This is a genomic window from Larkinella harenae (assembly GCF_054780515.1).
In genome coordinates this window covers 799,965-818,040 of sequence record NZ_BAAGWE010000001.1, presented here as the reverse complement: position 1 = coordinate 818,040, position 18,076 = coordinate 799,965, and the positions used below count along the sequence as shown (strand labels likewise).

Genomic DNA, 18,076 nt, shown 5'->3' with positions numbered 1-18,076 from the left:
ACGGTTTATGGCACTTTCAGGCTATTCTCCCTGCGCATAAATCACCATAAATAGAAACGTATTCATCGTTTCACTGCAGATAATTTCGCTTGTACTCGAGGGGGGTAACGCCTTTGACCCGCTTAAAATGGCGGTAAAAATTCGATAGGTTGTTAAAACCGCTTTCCGAACAGATGACTTCTGCACTCAGCTTGTCTTCGATCAGCGCCCGGCACGCGTGGCTGATCCGGATTTCCGTCAGAAACTCGTGGTATGTTTTATGCGTCATCAGTTTAAAATACCGGCAGAACGACGTAACGCTCAGGTTAGCGATGGAGGCAATTTCTTCGAGGGTAATTTCCTTGGCGTAATTTGACAGCGTGTAACTACACACCTTATTGAGCCGCACGGTTTCCTGTTCGTTCGACTGGTAAAAAGCGTGTTCGGAGGTAATGGTCTCCAGCTCATCGGATTGCGACAGAATTTCCAGAATCGACAGCAGGATAATCAGACGTTGCAGCGGGCGGGCATCCACGGCACTGTACAGCAATGTGGCCACCTTCTCGCCCGTTTCGCCCCTGATCAACAGCCCCCGCGACGCCCGTTCGTAAAGCCGCCGGACGGGTTGGGTTTCGGCCAGGTTCAGAAAATCTCGACCCAGGCAGTCGGGTCGGAACTGCATCAGGATTGCTTCCACCTGTACATCAGCATCTTCCCGGAAATAATCGTCGTTACACCGCCACGTATGCGGCAGGTTTTCGCCCACCAGCAGGATTTCGCCCGCCGAAAAATTGCTGACATTATCGCCAATGAACCGGACGCCCTCACCCTGAATCACATAGTGTAATTCCAGTTCGGGATGATAGTGCCAGATGTTCCCAAAGTTAGGCTTCCGGTCGTGCCGAACACTGAATGAATCCTGGGCATTGATCGGTACTTTATGAAAATGAGCCTTCATTCCGTCCTCACTCGTTTATGATAAATTCGTATAATGATTGGAAAACTCTAGACAACACACTAGCGGCTTTATCCACTATTTTTGCCAGTAAAATTAAATAAAATAACAGCGCAGTCATAAAATCGCGTTTGCAAGCTAAGAAAGAAGCTGTTATTTTCGTCGGAGCCTGCGAAATAATTCTGATAAATTACCGTAACCCAACTGATGAAGAACCTACCCGTTATTGATTTGCTGGTCATTGTTGCTTACCTGATCGGGATGATAGCGGTTGGGATTTATTTCTCGCGCAACAACAACAGTGCCGACCAGTTTACAAAGGCTTCGGGCAAGATTCCCGGCTGGGCCATCGGCATGTCGATTTACGCCACTTTCCTCAGCAGCAACACCTTTCTGGGCGTGCCGGGAAAAGCCTTCGGCAGCAACTGGAACTCATTCGTTTTCAGTCTGGCAATGCCCCTCTCCGCCTGGGTAGCGGCCAAGTTTTTTGTGCCGTTTTACCGAACCACCGGCGAAGTATCAGCGTACACCCACCTCGAACACCGCTTTGGAGCCTGGGCCCGGACCTACGCCGTGGCTTGCTTTCTGCTGACGCAACTTGCCCGCATGGGTTCCATTTTCTTCGGTATTGCCCTGAGTCTACAAGCCTTGACGGGCTACCCGATGGCGACGATCATGGTTGTTGTGGGCCTGTGTATCATCCTCTATACGGTTATGGGCGGAATGGAAGCCGTGATCTGGACGGAAGTGGTGCAGGGGGTTATCAAAACCGCCGGCGCGTTGATCATTCTCTGGCTGGTCATCGATGGTATGCCGGGCGGGGTGAGCAAAATTGTAGAAATTGGTAAGGTCGATGACAAGTTCAGCCTCGGCAGTTTCTCGCCCGATTTTACACAGGCCACTTTCTGGGTCGTGTTCCTCTACGGTTTTTTCATGAACCTGAACAACTTCGGGATGGATCAGAACTACGTTCAGCGGTATCACACCACCACCTCCATCAAGGAAGCCACCCGCTCGATCTGGCTGTGCGTCTATCTGTACGTGCCGGTTTCGCTCATGTTCTTTGTACTGGGCTCGTGTCTGTATGCCTATTACATGAGCAACCCAGAGCTGCTCGACGCCGTTCGGATGCAGGTGGCGGGCGAACGGTTGCCCAACGGCAGTCAGGAAGCGATACGCCAGCTGGCTAACACCCTCACTCCGGCCGAATTTGGGGATAAAGTAATGCCGCACTTCATGGTCAACAAGGTTCCGGCAGGGCTGGTCGGGTTGATCGTTGCCGCCATCCTGTCCGCAGCCATGAGCACGATTAGTTCGAGCATGAACGCATCCGCTACGGTTTTTTCGGTGGACATTTACCAACGGTATTTGAACCCCAACCTGTCGGACCGGCAGTCCCTGCGGTTGCTCTACATTGCCACCACGGTTTTCGGCGTGCTGGGCATGACAACCGGTATCGCTATGATTGGCGTCAAGAGTGTGCTGGATATCTGGTGGATGCTCTCCGGAATTTTCGCCGGTGGTATGCTGGGATTGTTTTTATTGGGCATCATTTCCCGGCAGACCCGCAATACGGAAGCCTGGATGGCCACGGCCATTGGACTGCTGGTCATTGTCTGGATGACTTTTTCCAGCCAGATTCCGGACGAATATGCTTCGCTGCGCAGCCCGTTTCACCAAAATATGATTATGGTGGTCGGCACCCTGACTATTTTCCTGGTGGGCCTGCTGCTTACCAAACTACGCGGCAACAAACATACTGCTATTCCTAAACCCCAAAATACAGTTCTCAACGAGTAGACGATTACCCCTAACCCAAAATTCTCCTAAACCCTTAATTTATTTCGCAGCGTTGAGCGGAGTTCTGTAGAGTTATCAGCGACTCCGCCCAACGCTAACGAACTCCGCTAGCGTCTGCGAAAAACCAACCTGTCTCTATTTTCAACCTTTTTATTCTATCCTTATCATGCCTTCCTCCTCTTCCGTCGGTTCATTACCTCGTGGTTTCATTCCCGTCATGCTCACACCGTTCCAGGAAAACGGGGCCGTTGATTACCCGGCGCTGGCGCAGCTGATTGACTTTTACCTCGAAACCGGCGCAACGGGGCTGTTTGCCAACTGTTTATCCAGTGAAATGTATGAACTAACCGAGCAGGAACGGCTGGACGTTACCCAATTCGTCGTCGATCAGGTTGCCGGACGCGTGCCCGTGGTAGCAACCGGAACGTTTGGTGGCCCCATTGCCCAGCAAGCCGACTTCGCTAAGCGTATATATGCGACCGGCATTCAGGCGGTCATTGTAATTACCAGCCTGATCGCCAACGAGGAGGAGTCAGATGCGGTTTTTCTGGAACGCATGCATGAATTGATCAATCTGACCGATGCTATTCCGCTCGGTTTTTATGAATGCCCGGTACCGTACAAACGCGTCATTAATACCGATATCTTGAACGATCTGTTGCCGACCGGGCGGCTGATTTACCACAAAGACACCTGCCTGGACGATGCCGAAGTGGCCCGCCGGATTGCCGCCGGAGCCAACTACCAATTCGGCTTGTACGATGCTTACATGGTGAATGCCGTATCATCATTGCGGGCGGGGGCCGCCGGGCTGTCGTGTATTCAGGGTAATGAATTCCCGGAGTTGATTGTCTGGCTTTGTGATCATTTTAACAATACCGAGCGCCAGCCGGACATCGACCGTGTGCAGCAGTTCTTCGTCGATTGCATGGACCTGGTTCACTCAGCATACCCCATTATTGCCAAATACACCCTGCAAAAACGCGGTTTACCAATTTCGCTTTATACCCGCCGGGAAGTGGGCGTGCTGACTGAAGACCTGCAACGCGACATGGACGCCCTTGTGGAAACGGCCAACCAGCTTCAGGCGTCGTTGGGCATCGAAACGGTTTACGCCGGAAAGCTCGTCGGTTAAATTTGATTTATTTTACGACCTTTAGTCCGGATAAATCCAATTTAGCCTATTCCGCATTTTCGTTATGAAATCCATTCGTCTGTTAGCCATCTCACTTCTTTTAACCAAAACCGTTCTCGCCCAGGAGACGAACTCGCTGGGCATGAAACTCGTTACGGTTCCCGCCGGACGGTTTTATAGGGGCTCGGAAGGCGAAGGAGAGGATTACGACGAAGCACCGGTTCACCGCGTCACGATTTCCAGGCCGTTTCGAATGGCGATAACGGAAGTGACCAATGCCCAGTACGAAGCGTTCGATCCGGAACACAAAAAACTACGCGGGAAAGCCGGTTTTTCGAAAGATGACGACGAAGCCGTGGTGTTTGTAAGCTACGCCGAAGCCGTGGCGTTCTGCGATTGGCTCAGTAAAAAAGAAGGAAAACCGTACCGGCTGCCAACGGAAGCCGAATGGGAGTACGCCTGTCATGCCGGAACCGTCACGCCCTTTTCGACGGGACGGTTTTTGCCCAAAGACTATCAAAAAAGCCAGAAAACCGACCGCATTCCGGTGGTCGTTCCCCTCACCGTGGGCCGAACGCCCGCCAACCCTTGGGGTCTTCAGGATATGCACGGCAATGTGGAAGAGTGGTGTTTGGATTGGTACGGCCCTTACGAAGCCGCCGAACAACGCGATCCGGTGGGCCGCACATCCGGCCAGTTTCGCGTCACGCGCGGAGGCAGCCACGGAACGCCGGTGCAGTACCTGCGCACCACCAACCGGCTCGGCATGATTCCCGAAGACAAGAACTGGCTGGTAGGCTTTCGGGTCGTGCAGGCCGAACCACCAACTACCCAACCGCTTCCGGCTATACCACCCAACGCTTACGCACAAAACGTTTCGCAAAAACCGTTCAGCTGGAAAACCGTATCGGCTACCCAGCCGGTTTTTCTCGAACCAATCCGTTACGTCAACAAACCGGACTGTAATTCCGGAACACCGTTTTATTCGCATAACCATCAACCCGCTATCACCTGGATGCCCAACGGCGACCTGATGGCGATCTGGTTCTCGACCGAAAAAGAAGCCGGGCGCGAAATGACCGTGGTGGCCAGTCGCTTACGCAATGGTCAGGCGCGCTGGGAGATGCCGTCGGAGTTTTTCAAAGTGCCAGACCGCAACATGACGGGCAGCTCGATTTTTCACGATAGCAAAGGCACGATCTACCACATGAACGGCGTCGAAGTCAGCGGTGACTGGCAGAATCTGGCGATGGCATTGCGAACCAGCCGCGACAACGGCGCTACCTGGTCGGCCCCGAAAATGGTGGCACCCGAACACGAAAAACGGCATCAGGTCATTGCCGGGCTATTCCAGACCAAAGAAGGCTGGCTGGTGCAAGCCTGCGACGCCGACCCCAGCTCATCGGGCGGCTCGGCGGTACACGTCAGTAAAGACGGCGGCAAAACCTGGGTGGCTCCGTACACGGAGCCGCAGAAACCGGACTACAAAAATGGCGCGACCGGCGGTTTGATTGCCGGAATCCACGCGGGCGTTACGCAGCTGAAAGACGGCAGTTTGCTGGCCTTCGGTCGCAGCGACAACATTGCCAACGCCGACGGTGTGTTACGGATGCCCATGAGTCTGTCGCGCGACATGGGGAAAACCTGGACCTATTCACCCTCGGAATTCCCACCCATTGCGGGCGGTCAACGACTGATTCTGTACCGCCTGAACGAAGGACCGATCATGCTGATTGGTTTTACACACCACCCCGAAGAAGCCGACGATTCCAAAAAAGGAATGCTCTTTACCGACGCCAAGGGCAATTCGTTCAAAGGCTACGGCATGTACGCAGCCCTGTCATTCGACGAAGGCAAAACCTGGCCGGTCAAAAAACTGCTGACCGATGGCCAATACCGCTACCTTAACGGGGGAGCCTGGACCGGTGCATTTGAAATGAATGCGACCAACGCCGAACCACGCGGATACCTGGCCCTGACGCAAACTCCCGATAACCTGATCCACCTGATCAGCAGCAGCATTCACTACCGGTTTAACCTGGCCTGGTTGCAACAGAAAATGCTCCTGGAAGCAGCCAAACAGTAGGTACGGTACTTGCCGGGCAAATTGGCGCGTTCGGCCATAGCGGAACCGCATTCTATTGCTACTTTTGCGGGATGGAACCGCTTCGTATTGCTACCGCCCAGTTCGAACATTTCAACGGCCAGAAAACGCACAACCTGGCCATTATTCGCCGAATGGCGGCCCAGGCTGCCCAGAAAGGAGCCGATGTGGTTGCTTTTCACGAGTGCTCCATTCCCGGCTACACCCACGCCCGGCACCTGTCGCGCGAGCAGATGCTGGACATCGCCGAGCGCATTCCGGACGGAGAAAGCATTCAGACGCTAACCGACATTGCCCGTGAACACCAGATTGTGATTCTGGCGGGCCTGTTCGAAAAAGATGAGCAGGACCGGCTGTTCAAGGCGCAGGTTTGCGTCGGTGAAAACGGATTAATTGCCAAATACCGCAAACTGCACCCATTTATCAATCCGCACCTGCTGCCGGGCGATCAGTATGTGGTGTTTGAAATCAAAGGCTGGAAATGTGGCATTCTGATCTGCTACGACAACAACGTGATCGAAAACGTCCGGGCAACGACGCTGCTGGGCGCCGATATTATTTTCATGCCGCACGTCACGATGTGTACGCCCTCCACCCGACCAGGTGCAGGCTTCGTCGATCCAGCGCTTTGGGAAAACCGGGAGCAGGACCCCACCTCGCTGCGGCTCGAATTTGACGGCATGAAAGGCCGGGCGTGGCTCATGAAGTGGCTACCCGCCCGGGCTTACGACAACGGTATTTATGTGGTTTTCTCCAACCCAATCGGCATGGACGACGATCAGCTCAAAAATGGCTGTTCGATGATTCTGGATCCGTTTGGCGACGTACTGGCCGAATGCCGAAATCTGGGTAACGACATGGCGATTGCGACCTGTACACCGGAAAAATTAACCATGGCGGGCGGGTATCGCTACAAAAAAGCCCGCCGACCGGATCTGTACCGCGACATCATTGGTCAGGAGCACCAGCCCGAACAAAAAGTAGTTTGGCTGAATCCCGAAATTGATCCATCGGCGTAGATAGCTTTCCGACGGTTATTCATCAGGGCCGGGGCTTTTTAGACACGTAGACCATACCGCGTCCTTCCTTGCTGTTGCAGAACGCAAAATTGGGGTCACGCCCACACACCGCATCCGTACCGGACAGGTAAAGCCGTTCGCTGGCGTCGAGGTAGAGACTGTTCAACTGGTGAAGCTGCGGCAGGTCGATCCGATTCCCCGCTGACGTTGTAACGCCCGGAGTTTCGAACCGGCGTCTGGCCTGGGTAGAATCGTCCAGATAAACGACGTTGATGATGTAGGAATTTCCCGCTGCGGTTGTAACCGGATTGATAAAAAAGCGACGCTTCTCAGCTTCCGAAAGACGGTCGTAGTCTAGCGTGGGGTTGTACCGTTTGTACTGCTGCCAGGTCTGGCCATCGTCAACACTGTACTGACTGGGATTCACCAATGCCTGACGATAGGTTGATCCAAATCCCCGGTTGGTCAGGCCCGTCATGGCAAACAGCGTATCCTGCTGCTTCGTAATCCCGAAAATACCGTTGCTGGAGTGCGGAATAACCGCCTGCCAGGTCGTTCCCCGATCGACAGATCGGTAGACGGCAATGCCGGTCGAAATCAAAAGCGTTTTGTCAATATCACCCCAGACGCCTTGGATAGGTCGGTCAATGGGGGATTGAAAAACATACCAGTCTTCGTACACGGGCAGCACAAATTCTGGTTCGTTCTTTTTGCAGGAAAAGGCCAGTACGGCCAGCCAGACATAAACAAGCTTTTTCATCCTGATGTGGCTGTGGATTTATCAGACTGGAAAGCAATTTGTTCACGGCTTCTACTGTTGAGCCAGCCAATCATATGTCAATGATTGATAAACAATCCGGTCGTACTTATCTTTCTCGTATAACACGCCGATGTTACCATCCTGCTGAATCACCAGATCAGAATACGCTGACGGACCGCCGTAAACGGTTTTGCCCGCCGACCAGCTCTGGCCGTCGTCGGTGCTGAACCGGATGGTCAGGTTTTCGCGGCTGGTTGGGCTGTTCGGATTGGAAAACAGCAGCACGTGTTTGCCTCGGCGGGGTTGGTAATCGATCATACTCCCCTGGCAAACTGGATCGGGCAAATCCTGGGCCACCCGCACGGGCTCCCACTTTTCCCCGCCCCTTTTTGAAAGCGACAACAACCGGTTTTTTACGTCACCGGACTGGTTCCGGCTGTTCAGCAATACGTGGCCGTCCGAAGTTTCGGCGGCTGTACTTTCATTACTGCCGGGGTAGGCAACCTCCGGGGTCAGTTTCCAGGTTTTACCGTGATCATCGGAGTAAAAACCGTGCGCCCGGCCCTCGCGGAACTGCGGCTGAAGTGGTCCGGCGGTGTGGTTGGCGGCTACAAAAATCCGGCCTTTGTAGCCGCCTTTCCGGATTTGCAGGGCGTGGCCCGGCGTATTGGCGTACCACCGCCAGTCTTCCGGAAAGGCATAAGCGGGATTTACATCGGGTTTGTTCGGGCGGTTTACCTGCGTCGTGATGTTGACAGCCTCCGACCAGGTTTGCCCATTGTCGGTACTGGTCTTGTACCAAACTTCCCGGATACCCAGCCCTTTCCGGATATCATTTTCCGAAACCGTGCTGGTGTTGTAGAACAAAAAAAGGCGCCCGTTCCTAAAAGCCCGGTCGGTGCGGTCAAAAACCGGTGCGGGATTCCCGGCCAGCAAGTTGCCGTTATCAACCACGACCCGAAGTGCTCCCCAGGTTCGGCCGTTGTCCGCACTGATGCGCATGACCAGATCAATATCCCCGAAATCGTTGCAACCCGCTTTCCGTCCTTCCGCAAACGCCAGCAACTGCCCGCCGGGCGCTTTCACAATTGCCGGAATCCGATAACATTGATACCCTCCTTCGCCTTGCTGAAAAACCGTTGTTTCTTCCGTTACTGCGCGGAAAGACAATACCGTTTCACCGGACAAAGCGAACAAAGTAGTGACAAAACCGATCGATTGAAACAAGAAGCGAAGCATAATGGAAAGGGGTCAAAAAGAGGTCAGGAACGCTACGAAACTAGACAATTTTCGCAGCATCTGGCGAAAAAATGTTTCCTTTGAGTCATGAGCAATTGGTATCTCCTCGACCTAATCGGCACGGGCATTTTTGCCATCTCCGGAGCACTCTCCGCCTTGAGTAAAAAAATGTACCACGACCTGTTCGGCATCTCTTTTATTGGTTTCCTGACCGCGGTCGGTGGCGGAACGACCCGTGATATCATCATGGGCGCTCATCCCATTTTCTGGATCCGAGACCCCAATTACATCATGGTGATTATGATGGGCGTCGCCATTGCCATCGTCGGACGACGCTGGTGGTTTGGTCAGCTCCGGCGACCCCTGCTTTTTTTCGATACGCTCGGTATCGGTATTTACACCATTTTCGGGTTACAAAAAGCGTTGAGCCTGGATGTCAACAACTGGGCTGCGGTTTTGCTGGGTGTGATGTCGGCCCTGTTTGGCGGTGTGCTGCGCGACACACTAGTGAATGACATCCCGCTGATTTTCGAAAAACACGTGTATGCCACGGCCTGCCTGGCGGGTGCGCTGTTGTATATTCTGGGGAAATCGTTGGCCATCGATCCCACTTTGAATTTTCTACTATCAGCCGCTAGCATTACCCTCCTTCGACTGTTTGCCATCCGGTACGGCTGGACCTTGCCGCGTATCGGTAATCAATGAATGGCGTAGCCCAGGTTATGCTTGATCTCTTTCAGAACAAACGTGCTGTTTAACACGCCAATATTCTCAATTTCAGATAGCTTGTATTTCACAAAGTTGTGGTAGCCGTCCAGGCTGCTGACGTGAATTTTGAGCAAGAAGTCAACCTGACCGGCCATATGGTAGCATTCCTGCACCTCTTCCAGTTTCTTGATTTCTTCCTCGAACTTGTCGATAAACGCTTTGTCATGGTAGCGCATCGACACCTGGCAGAACGCCGTGATGGGCTGGCCCAGCAGATTTTTATCCAGAACCGCCACGTATTGCTTGATAAAGCCCAGCCCTTCCAGCCGTTTGATGCGTTCGTAAACCGGCGAGAGCGTCAGGCCCAGCTGTCCCGCTAACTCTTTCGTTGTCAGCTTCGCATCTTCCTGCAAAAGCCGTAGCAGCTTTTTGTCCGTTTCATCCAGTTGATCCATGCCGAAAATTTTTCTAAAACCGTTCAGGGCAATTCTTCAAAAACAGAAATATTATCTTCGTAGAAATATATTAGCAACAATATTAACGGATTTATTGAATAATTACACAAAAATAGTCGGTTGAGGTAAATTTGCACCACAAAACAACTCTTGACTTTTCGTTGTTAAGTTTACACTTCAACTGACTAGAAAAATGAAGCGCGAAACCATTTTAGTGATCGGAGCCAACGGCCAGATCGGTACAGCCCTTCTCCCCCGGCTTCAGGCCCTTTACGGAATGAATTCGGTCATTGGCGCTGACCTGCGTTTGCCCGAAAACCAAGCCGGTATTTTTGAGTTACTGGACGCCACCAATGCCGATGCGCTGGCCAAACTGGTTCAGCGGTACCGGATCACCCAGATTTATCACCTGGCGGCCGTACTTTCGGCTAAAGGAGAAACCGATCCGCTCGGTGCCTGGAACCTGAACATGCAGACGCTGCTCAACGTGCTGGAAGTGGCCCGCATTCACCACGTCCGAAAATTGTTCGTTCCAAGTTCCATTGCGGCTTTCGGTGAGCACGCGCCCAAGTTTGAAACCCCTCAGACGGCATCGCTCGACCCGGCCACGGTGTACGGGATCAGCAAGGTGGCCGCCGAAAACTGGTCGCTGTACTACCACAAACGCTACGGGCTGGATGTGCGCTCGCTGCGGTATCCGGGCCTGATCAGCTACCAGTCCATGCCGGGGGGCGGCACCACCGACTACGCCGTCGCCATCTTTCACGAAGCAGTTCAGGGAAAACCGTATACGTGCTTTCTGTCCGAAGACACCCTGCTGCCGATGATGTACATGGACGATGCACTGCGGGCCACCCTCGAATTGATGGAAGCACCAGCTAGCCAGATCAGCATCCGGACGTCGTACAACCTGACGGGCATGAGCTTCACACCGGCCGAACTGACGGCTTCGATTCAGGCCTATTTCCCCGATTTTACGGTTCAGTATCAACCCGATTTCCGGCAGGCCATCGCCGACTCCTGGCCCAAAACCATCGACGATTCGGTGGCCCGGCACGACTGGGGCTGGCAACCGGAATACGATCTGCCGCGCATGACGCAGGAAATGATCTCGCAACTTTCTACTGTCTATCACCTCATCCCAACGCATTAACGGTATGTACGGTATTCAAAAAGAACTTCAACAGGAACTCGATTCGATCCGGGAAGCCGGTTTGTATAAATCCGAACGGATTATTGTTTCTCCGCAATCGTCGGTCATCGCGATTCATGGCGGCCGGGAAGTCCTGAACTTCTGCGCCAACAATTACCTCGGTCTGTCATCGCACCCGGACGTCATCAAAGCCGCGCACAAAACGCTCGACACCCACGGTTTTGGGCTGTCGTCGGTACGGTTTATCTGCGGTACCCAGGATATTCACAAAGAACTCGAACGCAAAACCGCCGAGTTTGTCGGAGCCGAAGACTGCATCCTGTACGCAGCCGCGTTCGACGCCAACGGCGGAGTTTTTGAACCCCTGCTGAACGAGGAAGATGCCATTATTTCGGATGAACTGAACCACGCGTCGATCATCGACGGAATTCGGCTGTGTAAGGCCAAACGGTTTCGGTACAAACACAACGATATGGCCGATCTGGAAACCCAGTTGCAGGCAGCTTCGGGCAGTCGCCGAAAATTGATTGTGACCGACGGCGCGTTCTCGATGGACGGAACCATTGCCCAACTCGACAAAATCTGCGATCTGGCCGATCAATACGGTGCGATGGTGATGGTGGACGAATGCCACGCCAGTGGTTTTCTGGGCAAAACCGGTCGTGGAACGCCGGAACACCGGAACGTATTCGGCCGGATCGACATCATTACCGGTACCTACGGGAAAGCACTCGGTGGTGCATCAGGCGGCTTTACGGCCGCCCGGAAAGAGATTGTAGAGTTACTACGCCAACGCTCCCGGCCCTACCTGTTCTCGAATACGCTGGCTCCCGCCATTGTCGGCGCGTCGCTGAAGGTGCTGGAGATTCTGGCCTTGTCTACCGCACTGCGTGACAAACTGGAATCCAACACGCGGTATTTCCGGGAAGCGATGACGGCCGCCGGTTTCGACATTCTGCCCGGCGAACACCCGATTGTCCCCATCATGCTGTACGACGCTCCGCTGGCTCAGGAATTTGCGGCCAAATTACTGGAAGAAGGCATTTATGTCATCGGTTTCTTTTACCCGGTGGTTCCGAAAGGCAAAGCCCGGATTCGGGTGCAGATTTCGGCGGGCCACGAGCCGGAGCACCTCGAAAAAGCCGTTGCCGCCTTCACCAAAATCGGCCGCAAGCTGGGTGTTATCCCCGCCGAGCAGCCGGTTGCCTAGTTTGATACCTACAAAAAAGCCGTCCAGGATTTTTCTGGACGGCTTTTTTGTGGATTATTACTTACTCAGCGCTGACTAAGCCAGTCCAGGATGTAGTCGGCGTCTTCTGTCCAGGTCGGCTGGCCCAGCACAAAGTGGTTCCGGCCCGGAAACTCCTTGTAATCCAGCACCGAACCATTCGGCTTGTAAGCTTTGTAATTCCGGTAATTTAGGTGAGCAGGAATAATGTTGTCGATTTCCCCGGAAGTAATCAGCAACGGCGCGTGCGGTTTCGCAAAATCGACCTTGGCCGCGCTGGTCAAACCGCCCCGGGCGACGGTTTTCGATTCCGGTATCGTGTTTTCTTCGTACGCTTTTTGCTGCTCATCCAGCGGCATGTTGTTCACAAACGCATATTGCCAGTCTTTGAACGACATCAGGTACGTTTTCTTCAGGGAGGTAAACAGACCTAACGCTTTCCAGCCCGCTTTCAGAAATGAAAATTCGTACGGAAAAACACCCTGGGGCGGCACGGGGTGAATAGCCACACCGGCAACGCCGAGTCCACGGTTAATCAGGATCTGGGTAATCAGTCCACCGAGCGAGTGCCCAATAATAATCGGTTTTTCGGGCAGTTTTCTGGCAATGGCCGCGTAATGATCAACCAGTTCTTCCAGCGTTAAAGCCGCCAAGTCAGTATCGTTCGGCTGGCGGTTTCGGAGTTCGGTAGCGGTTCCGTTTTTGTACGGCCAGGCCGGTGCCAGCGTTGTATAGCCTTTGCTTTCGAAGTAGGCTTGCCATTCTTTCCAACTGGTGTTGACAACGAAGGCTCCGGTAATAAACAAGACGGTTTTTGTGTTACTAGCTTTCATGATCGTATCGTTTTAAGAGTTTTGTTTGTAGCTGTCGTTCAGCAATTTGAACGAGACAAAATTCGGAACGGTGTCGATCAAAAAGTTTAACCTGGGTTAAGAAGTGATAGAGGTCTCGTGATTTAGATAAAAAACTTTCCCGCCTGTATTAGCCTGACCACCAGCCTCGTCCAACGCTGGTCCCAGTTTCGCATGAATCATTTTTGCCAATCGCCAGCTTGCCCCGCCCAGCCGCCGGTTTGATTAAGCTTCCCGAAAGACGCTGCTAAAAACCGGTAGGTTCAAAACCGATCGGTCTGAAAAGGGTTATTGAAGAGTGGACCAACTCGTAGGCCAGCCCTACTCCGATGCGTATGCTCTTTAAAAACCGCCGAGAAGCGGGCCAACGGCTGGCAAATGCATTGACCGGCTACGCTACAGATGGGAAACCGCTGGTATTAGCACTACCCCGGGGCGGAGTGCCAGTCGCCTATGAAGTGGCCCGGCAACTAAAAGCACCTTTGGATGTATTTCTGGTCAGAAAACTGGGCGTTCCGGGCCAGGAAGAACTCGCTTTTGGGGCCATTGCGTCTGGTGGTATCCGGGTGCTGAACACTGACCTTGTCCGGTCGATGCACCTAAGTCAGAAGGTGATCGAGGAGATAACCGCGCGGGAGCAACAGGAATTGAAACGGCGGGAGGAAGCCTACCGCAACGTTCGACCGACAGTGGAAATACAAGGCAAAACCGTCTTTCTCATTGATGACGGCCTTGCTACCGGTGCCACCATGCGGGCAGCCGCTCAGGCACTCCGCCAGCAAAAACCCACGCGGGTGATCGCCGGGGTTCCGGTAGCGGCCGAATCGACCTGTGAACAACTAGGCAAGGACGTCGATGCCGTCGTGTGCACAGCAACGCCAGAACCCTTTTACGGCGTTGGCAGGTGGTATGAAGATTTTTCGCAAACTACCGATGATGAAGTAAAGGAGTTGCTTCATCGGGCCGCCATGGAGGATTTGCACCGAAAATCCTAACAACAAAACCGTTGCTTATAATGGTTTTAGTATTGATTGTTCACTCATTAAATTCCCATTCTCATGGAAACGAAACAAGAGCAAAATAGCTCCCAGCTAACCGAAGATACACAAAAGAACACCGCTCCTGATCAAGACGAAACCCAGAAAAATAGCTCAAACCAAACCGACCTGCGCGGCACCGACCTCGACGATACCGAAAAGAATAGCTCAATGGCTACGGAGTCGTAGGAGGTCAGTTGGGTTCGCTCCTTACGCATCCAACTGAAGCACTTCCTGCGGTAGCGCACCTTGGCTTGAACGGTTTTATTCATATCTTACCTTCTAATATTCACAAACCGTTCAAGCCATGTTCCACTTCATAAACTCGGTAATGAAGGCTATGGTCTTCGCCGGGCTGTTTCTGCTCAGTTTGCAAGGATTTGCTCAGTCTGCTAATCCACTGCAGGCCGGTTTTGTGAACCCACCCAATTCGGCCAAACCCCGCGTTTGGTGGCACTGGATGAACGGAAACATCACCCAGGAAGGCATCCGGAAAGACCTGGAATGGATGAATCGGGTTGGCATTGGCGGTTTCCAGAATTTTGACGCCAGCCTATTTACGCCCCAGGTTGTGGAGAAAAAGCTCGTCTTCATGACCCCGGAATGGAAAGAAGCCTTCCGGTTTACCACCCAGTTGGCCCAGAAATTACAACTGGAAATGGCCATTGCCGGTTCGCCGGGCTGGAGCGTGACGGGTGGGCCCTGGGTAGAGCCAAAGGATGGTATGAAAAAATACGTCTGGACGGAAACGCGCGTTGTAGGCGGGCAGCCTTTTTCGGGCAGGCTCCTTCAGCCCTCGGCTGCCACGGGCAGCTTTCAGCAGGTGGAAATGCCCAAAACCAGTATGTTGGGACAAGCGACTCAATCGTTGCCGACTTACTATCAGGACGCTGCTGTGATTGCTTATCCGCTCCCGACGAACGACAAGCCCCTGACGATGTTTGCCCCTAAAGTAACCTCCAGTGGAGGCACATTCAGTCTGGATGAATTGACCGATGGCGACCTGAGCAACAGCCGTTACCTTCCCCCCCAGGCCGTGGGAGAAGACATGTGGATTCAGTACGAATTTGCGACACCCCAGACGTTCAAGGCCTTCTCTATTGCCGGAGCCAGCCACCTACCCTTGGAAGAATTCAACGGCGGGCCGCTCAACCGTACCCTGAAAGTCAGCGATGACGGTGTCAATTTCCGGGCCATAGCCACGATTCCGGGCAGCATTGTTCCGCAGAACACGCTGCGTATTCCACCCACGACAGCGCGGTTTTTCCGATTTACCTTCAAAACACTACCACCCGCCGTCAACATGTTTGCCGCTATGTCGGGGTCCAAACTCGATCCGCCCAAAGCGGAAGGTGTCCAAGTGGCCGAACTGGTGCTGCACAACACCGACCGCATCCATCTTTTTGAAGACAAAGCGGGATTCAACCCCTGGAAAGAAGACAAAGCCTTTCCGTCAGGCCCGACAACCGACGCCATTGCAGCCGAAACCGTGGTCGATCTGACGGACAAAATGAAAGCCGACGGTTCGCTGGACTGGGCGGTTCCGGCTGGCAACTGGCTCATAGTCCGCCTGGGCTACTCGTTGACGGGTCGGCAGAATCACCCGGCCTCACCCGAAGCAACCGGGCTGGAAGTGGATAAACTCGACCCAGAAGCCGTTAAAAGGTACATCACGACTTACCTGGACATGTATAAGGATGCCACCGGTGGCCAGATGGGGAAACAGGGCTTGCAATACATGGTTCTGGATAGTTACGAAGCCGGGCACATGACCTGGACACCGGCCCTGCCCGCGGAGTTTGCCCGCCGACGCGGCTACGACCTTAAACCGTGGATTCCGGTGTTGACTGGTCGTGTGGTTACAAACACGGAAGCCAGTGAAAAATTTCTGTGGGATTTTCGCAAAACGATTGGTGAGCTGATCGCCGAAAACCATTACGAGGTGATTGGCGATGCCCTGCACCAGCGTGGCATGAAACGCTACACGGAATCGCACGAAAACAAGCGGATTTTCCTGGCCGACGGCATGGATGTGAAACGAAAAGCCGATATTCCGATGGCTGCCATGTGGACGCCGGGCAGCCTGGCCGGAGGTAGTGATGAAGAAGTCCGCAGCAAGGCCGACATCCGGGAGTCGGCGTCGGTGGCTCACATTTACGGGCAAAATCTGGTGGCCGCCGAATCCATGACCTCCGTCGGCAATGCCTTTTCCTATCACCCCGAACGCCTGAAACGCACCGCCGATATGGAAATGGCCTCGGGCCTAAACCGCTTCGTGATCCACACCTCCGTTCACCAGCCGCTGGATGATAAAAAACCCGGTTTTTCACTCGGACCGTTTGGGCAGTATTTCACCCGCCAGGAAACCTGGGCCGAGCAGGCCAAATCGTGGGTAAGCTATCTGGGCCGCAGTTGCTATCTGCTTCAGCAGGGAAAACCCGTGGTGGATGTCCTGTATTTTTACGGAGAGAACACCAACATCACGTCGCAGTTCACGGAAAAGCTACCCGCCATTCCGTCGGGGTACGAATATGATTTTGTCAATGCGACGGCTCTGCTAAACGCCGTTCAGGCTAAAAACGGGAAATTGATCACGCCGGGCGGCATGATTTACCAGGTGCTGGTACTAGACGAAAGTTCCAGACACATGACCTTGCCGGTATTGAAAAAACTAGCGGAACTGGTTAAGGCCGGTGTTCCGGTGGTTGGCGCCAAGCCGGAAAAGTCACCCAGCCTACGCGACAATCCCGCCGAATTCACGGCTCTGGTGGATCAAATCTGGAATGCCCCCAACGTTTCGGCCACGAAATCGGTGGCCGACGTTTTAAAAACTGCCCAGATTCCGGAAGACATTACCGTCAGCAAGGCCGATGCGGAAGTGCTTTATGTACACCGCCAATCCGGAGACACCGATATTTACTGGCTCAACAGCCGGAGTGAAAACCCTAACAACGCCGAAATCAGTTTTAGGGTGACGGGCAAAATTCCGGCGTTATGGAATCCCGTCACGGGTCAGGTAGAGCGCGTATCGTACCAGATTAAAGAAGGGCGTACGCACATTCCGCTGCATTTTGATTCCTGGGACGCCTACTTTATTGTTTTCCGGGAAAAAGCCACCGCAACAGCTTACACCAAACCAGCCGCTTCAGAAACGCTAATCAGTACTATTGATACGCCTTGGAAAGTACGGTTTCAGCCGGAACGGGGCGCACCCGCCAGCACCACGTTCAAACAGCTGGCTTCCTGGACCGATAATACCGATGCCGGAGTCCGGTATTTTTCGGGCACCGCAACCTACGAAAACACCATCAACCTACCAAACCTCAACAAGACTGGTCGCTATATCATCGATTTGGGCGATGTTAAAAACATTGCCGAAGTCGCCGTGAATGGAAAAACCGTGGGTACAATCTGGAAAAAACCGTTTCGAATCGACATTACCAATGCCCTGAAACCGGGCCAGAATACCGTCCAGATTCAGGTGACAAACCTCTGGGTCAATCGGCTCATCGGTGATGCTCAACCCGACGTAAAACAAAAAATCACATTTACGACTATGCCCTTCTACCGGGCCGATTCGCCCCTGCTGCCTTCCGGATTGCTTGGCCCCGTCAGACTGGTGGCCCAAAACCGTGATTGACTGCGTTCACCAG

The 18,076-nt window shown here is 53.4% G+C and carries 15 protein-coding genes; 10 read left to right on the top strand and 5 right to left on the bottom strand.

Translation table 11 applies throughout. The annotated features are described in order from the left end of the window. Positions 1 to 70: 70 nt before the first annotated feature. Positions 71 to 937, bottom strand: a complete 867-nt coding sequence (locus ACYVH9_RS03370) for an AraC family transcriptional regulator (protein ID WP_460634881.1) — start codon at positions 935 to 937, stop codon at positions 71 to 73. Between the two features lie 204 nt (positions 938 to 1,141). Between ACYVH9_RS03370 and ACYVH9_RS03365 the strand changes: the two genes are divergently transcribed. The 4 genes from ACYVH9_RS03365 (at position 1,142) to ACYVH9_RS03350 (ending at position 6,992) form a co-directional block, all read left to right on the top strand. Beyond that, the gene (locus ACYVH9_RS03365) at positions 1,142 to 2,734 is read left to right on the top strand and encodes a sodium:solute symporter family protein (protein ID WP_460634880.1); all 1,593 of its coding nucleotides are present in this window, start codon (positions 1,142 to 1,144) and stop codon (positions 2,732 to 2,734) included. Between the two features lie 166 nt (positions 2,735 to 2,900). Next, positions 2,901 to 3,869, top strand: coding sequence for a dihydrodipicolinate synthase family protein (locus tag ACYVH9_RS03360; RefSeq protein ID WP_460634879.1), 969 nt, complete (start codon positions 2,901 to 2,903; stop codon positions 3,867 to 3,869). A 64-nt stretch (positions 3,870 to 3,933) separates the two neighbouring features. Then, positions 3,934 to 5,955: an SUMF1/EgtB/PvdO family nonheme iron enzyme gene (locus ACYVH9_RS03355; protein WP_460634878.1), complete on the top strand. Its 2,022-nt coding sequence runs from the start codon at positions 3,934 to 3,936 to the stop codon at positions 5,953 to 5,955. Between the two features lie 71 nt (positions 5,956 to 6,026). Beyond that, positions 6,027 to 6,992 carry a nitrilase family protein gene (locus ACYVH9_RS03350; RefSeq protein ID WP_460634877.1) on the top strand — a complete coding sequence of 322 codons (966 nt, stop codon included), beginning with the start codon at positions 6,027 to 6,029 and terminating at the stop codon, positions 6,990 to 6,992. A gap of 22 nt (positions 6,993 to 7,014) precedes the next feature. Here the strand turns inward: ACYVH9_RS03350 and ACYVH9_RS03345 are convergent, their stop codons facing one another. After that, entirely contained in the window at positions 7,015 to 7,752 is a 738-nt protein-coding gene (locus ACYVH9_RS03345; RefSeq protein ID WP_460634876.1) for a hypothetical protein, read from the bottom strand. 51 nt (positions 7,753 to 7,803) lie between these two features. Next, positions 7,804 to 8,991, bottom strand: a complete 1,188-nt coding sequence (locus ACYVH9_RS03340) for a sialidase family protein (RefSeq protein WP_460634875.1) — start codon at positions 8,989 to 8,991, stop codon at positions 7,804 to 7,806. A gap of 87 nt (positions 8,992 to 9,078) precedes the next feature. Between ACYVH9_RS03340 and ACYVH9_RS03335 the strand changes: the two genes are divergently transcribed. Continuing rightward, on the top strand, positions 9,079 to 9,696 hold the full coding sequence (locus ACYVH9_RS03335) for a trimeric intracellular cation channel family protein (protein ID WP_460634874.1): 618 nt from the start codon (positions 9,079 to 9,081) through the stop codon (positions 9,694 to 9,696). Here the strand turns inward: ACYVH9_RS03335 and ACYVH9_RS03330 are convergent. Further along, positions 9,690 to 10,154 carry an Lrp/AsnC family transcriptional regulator gene (locus tag ACYVH9_RS03330; protein WP_460634873.1) on the bottom strand — a complete coding sequence of 155 codons (465 nt, stop codon included), beginning with the start codon at positions 10,152 to 10,154 and terminating at the stop codon, positions 9,690 to 9,692. The two genes, ACYVH9_RS03335 and ACYVH9_RS03330, sit on opposite strands and share 7 nt — an antisense overlap. Positions 10,155 to 10,347: 193 nt before the next feature. On the opposite strand from ACYVH9_RS03330, the gene ACYVH9_RS03325 reads away from it, so the two are divergent. Continuing rightward, the gene (locus ACYVH9_RS03325; RefSeq protein ID WP_460634872.1) at positions 10,348 to 11,307 is read left to right on the top strand and encodes an NAD-dependent epimerase/dehydratase family protein; all 960 of its coding nucleotides are present in this window, start codon (positions 10,348 to 10,350) and stop codon (positions 11,305 to 11,307) included. A gap of 4 nt (positions 11,308 to 11,311) precedes the next feature. After that, positions 11,312 to 12,517, top strand: a complete 1,206-nt coding sequence (gene kbl / locus ACYVH9_RS03320; RefSeq protein ID WP_460634871.1) for a glycine C-acetyltransferase — start codon at positions 11,312 to 11,314, stop codon at positions 12,515 to 12,517. Between the two features lie 65 nt (positions 12,518 to 12,582). Here the strand turns inward: kbl and ACYVH9_RS03315 are convergent, their stop codons facing one another. Then, complete coding sequence (locus ACYVH9_RS03315; RefSeq protein ID WP_460634870.1) at positions 12,583 to 13,368, bottom strand: alpha/beta hydrolase; 786 nt, start codon at positions 13,366 to 13,368, stop codon at positions 12,583 to 12,585. Positions 13,369 to 13,715: 347 nt separating this feature from the next. Between ACYVH9_RS03315 and ACYVH9_RS03310 the strand changes: the two genes are divergently transcribed. From ACYVH9_RS03310 to ACYVH9_RS03300, 3 genes are all read left to right on the top strand, one after another. Next, on the top strand, positions 13,716 to 14,381 hold the full coding sequence (locus ACYVH9_RS03310; protein ID WP_460634869.1) for a phosphoribosyltransferase: 666 nt from the start codon (positions 13,716 to 13,718) through the stop codon (positions 14,379 to 14,381). Between the two features lie 63 nt (positions 14,382 to 14,444). Continuing rightward, positions 14,445 to 14,612: a hypothetical protein gene (locus ACYVH9_RS03305; RefSeq protein WP_460634868.1), complete on the top strand. Its 168-nt coding sequence runs from the start codon at positions 14,445 to 14,447 to the stop codon at positions 14,610 to 14,612. A gap of 151 nt (positions 14,613 to 14,763) precedes the next feature. Beyond that, positions 14,764 to 18,063: a glycosyl hydrolase gene (locus ACYVH9_RS03300; RefSeq protein WP_460636439.1), complete on the top strand. Its 3,300-nt coding sequence runs from the start codon at positions 14,764 to 14,766 to the stop codon at positions 18,061 to 18,063. Positions 18,064 to 18,076 lie beyond the last annotated feature (13 nt).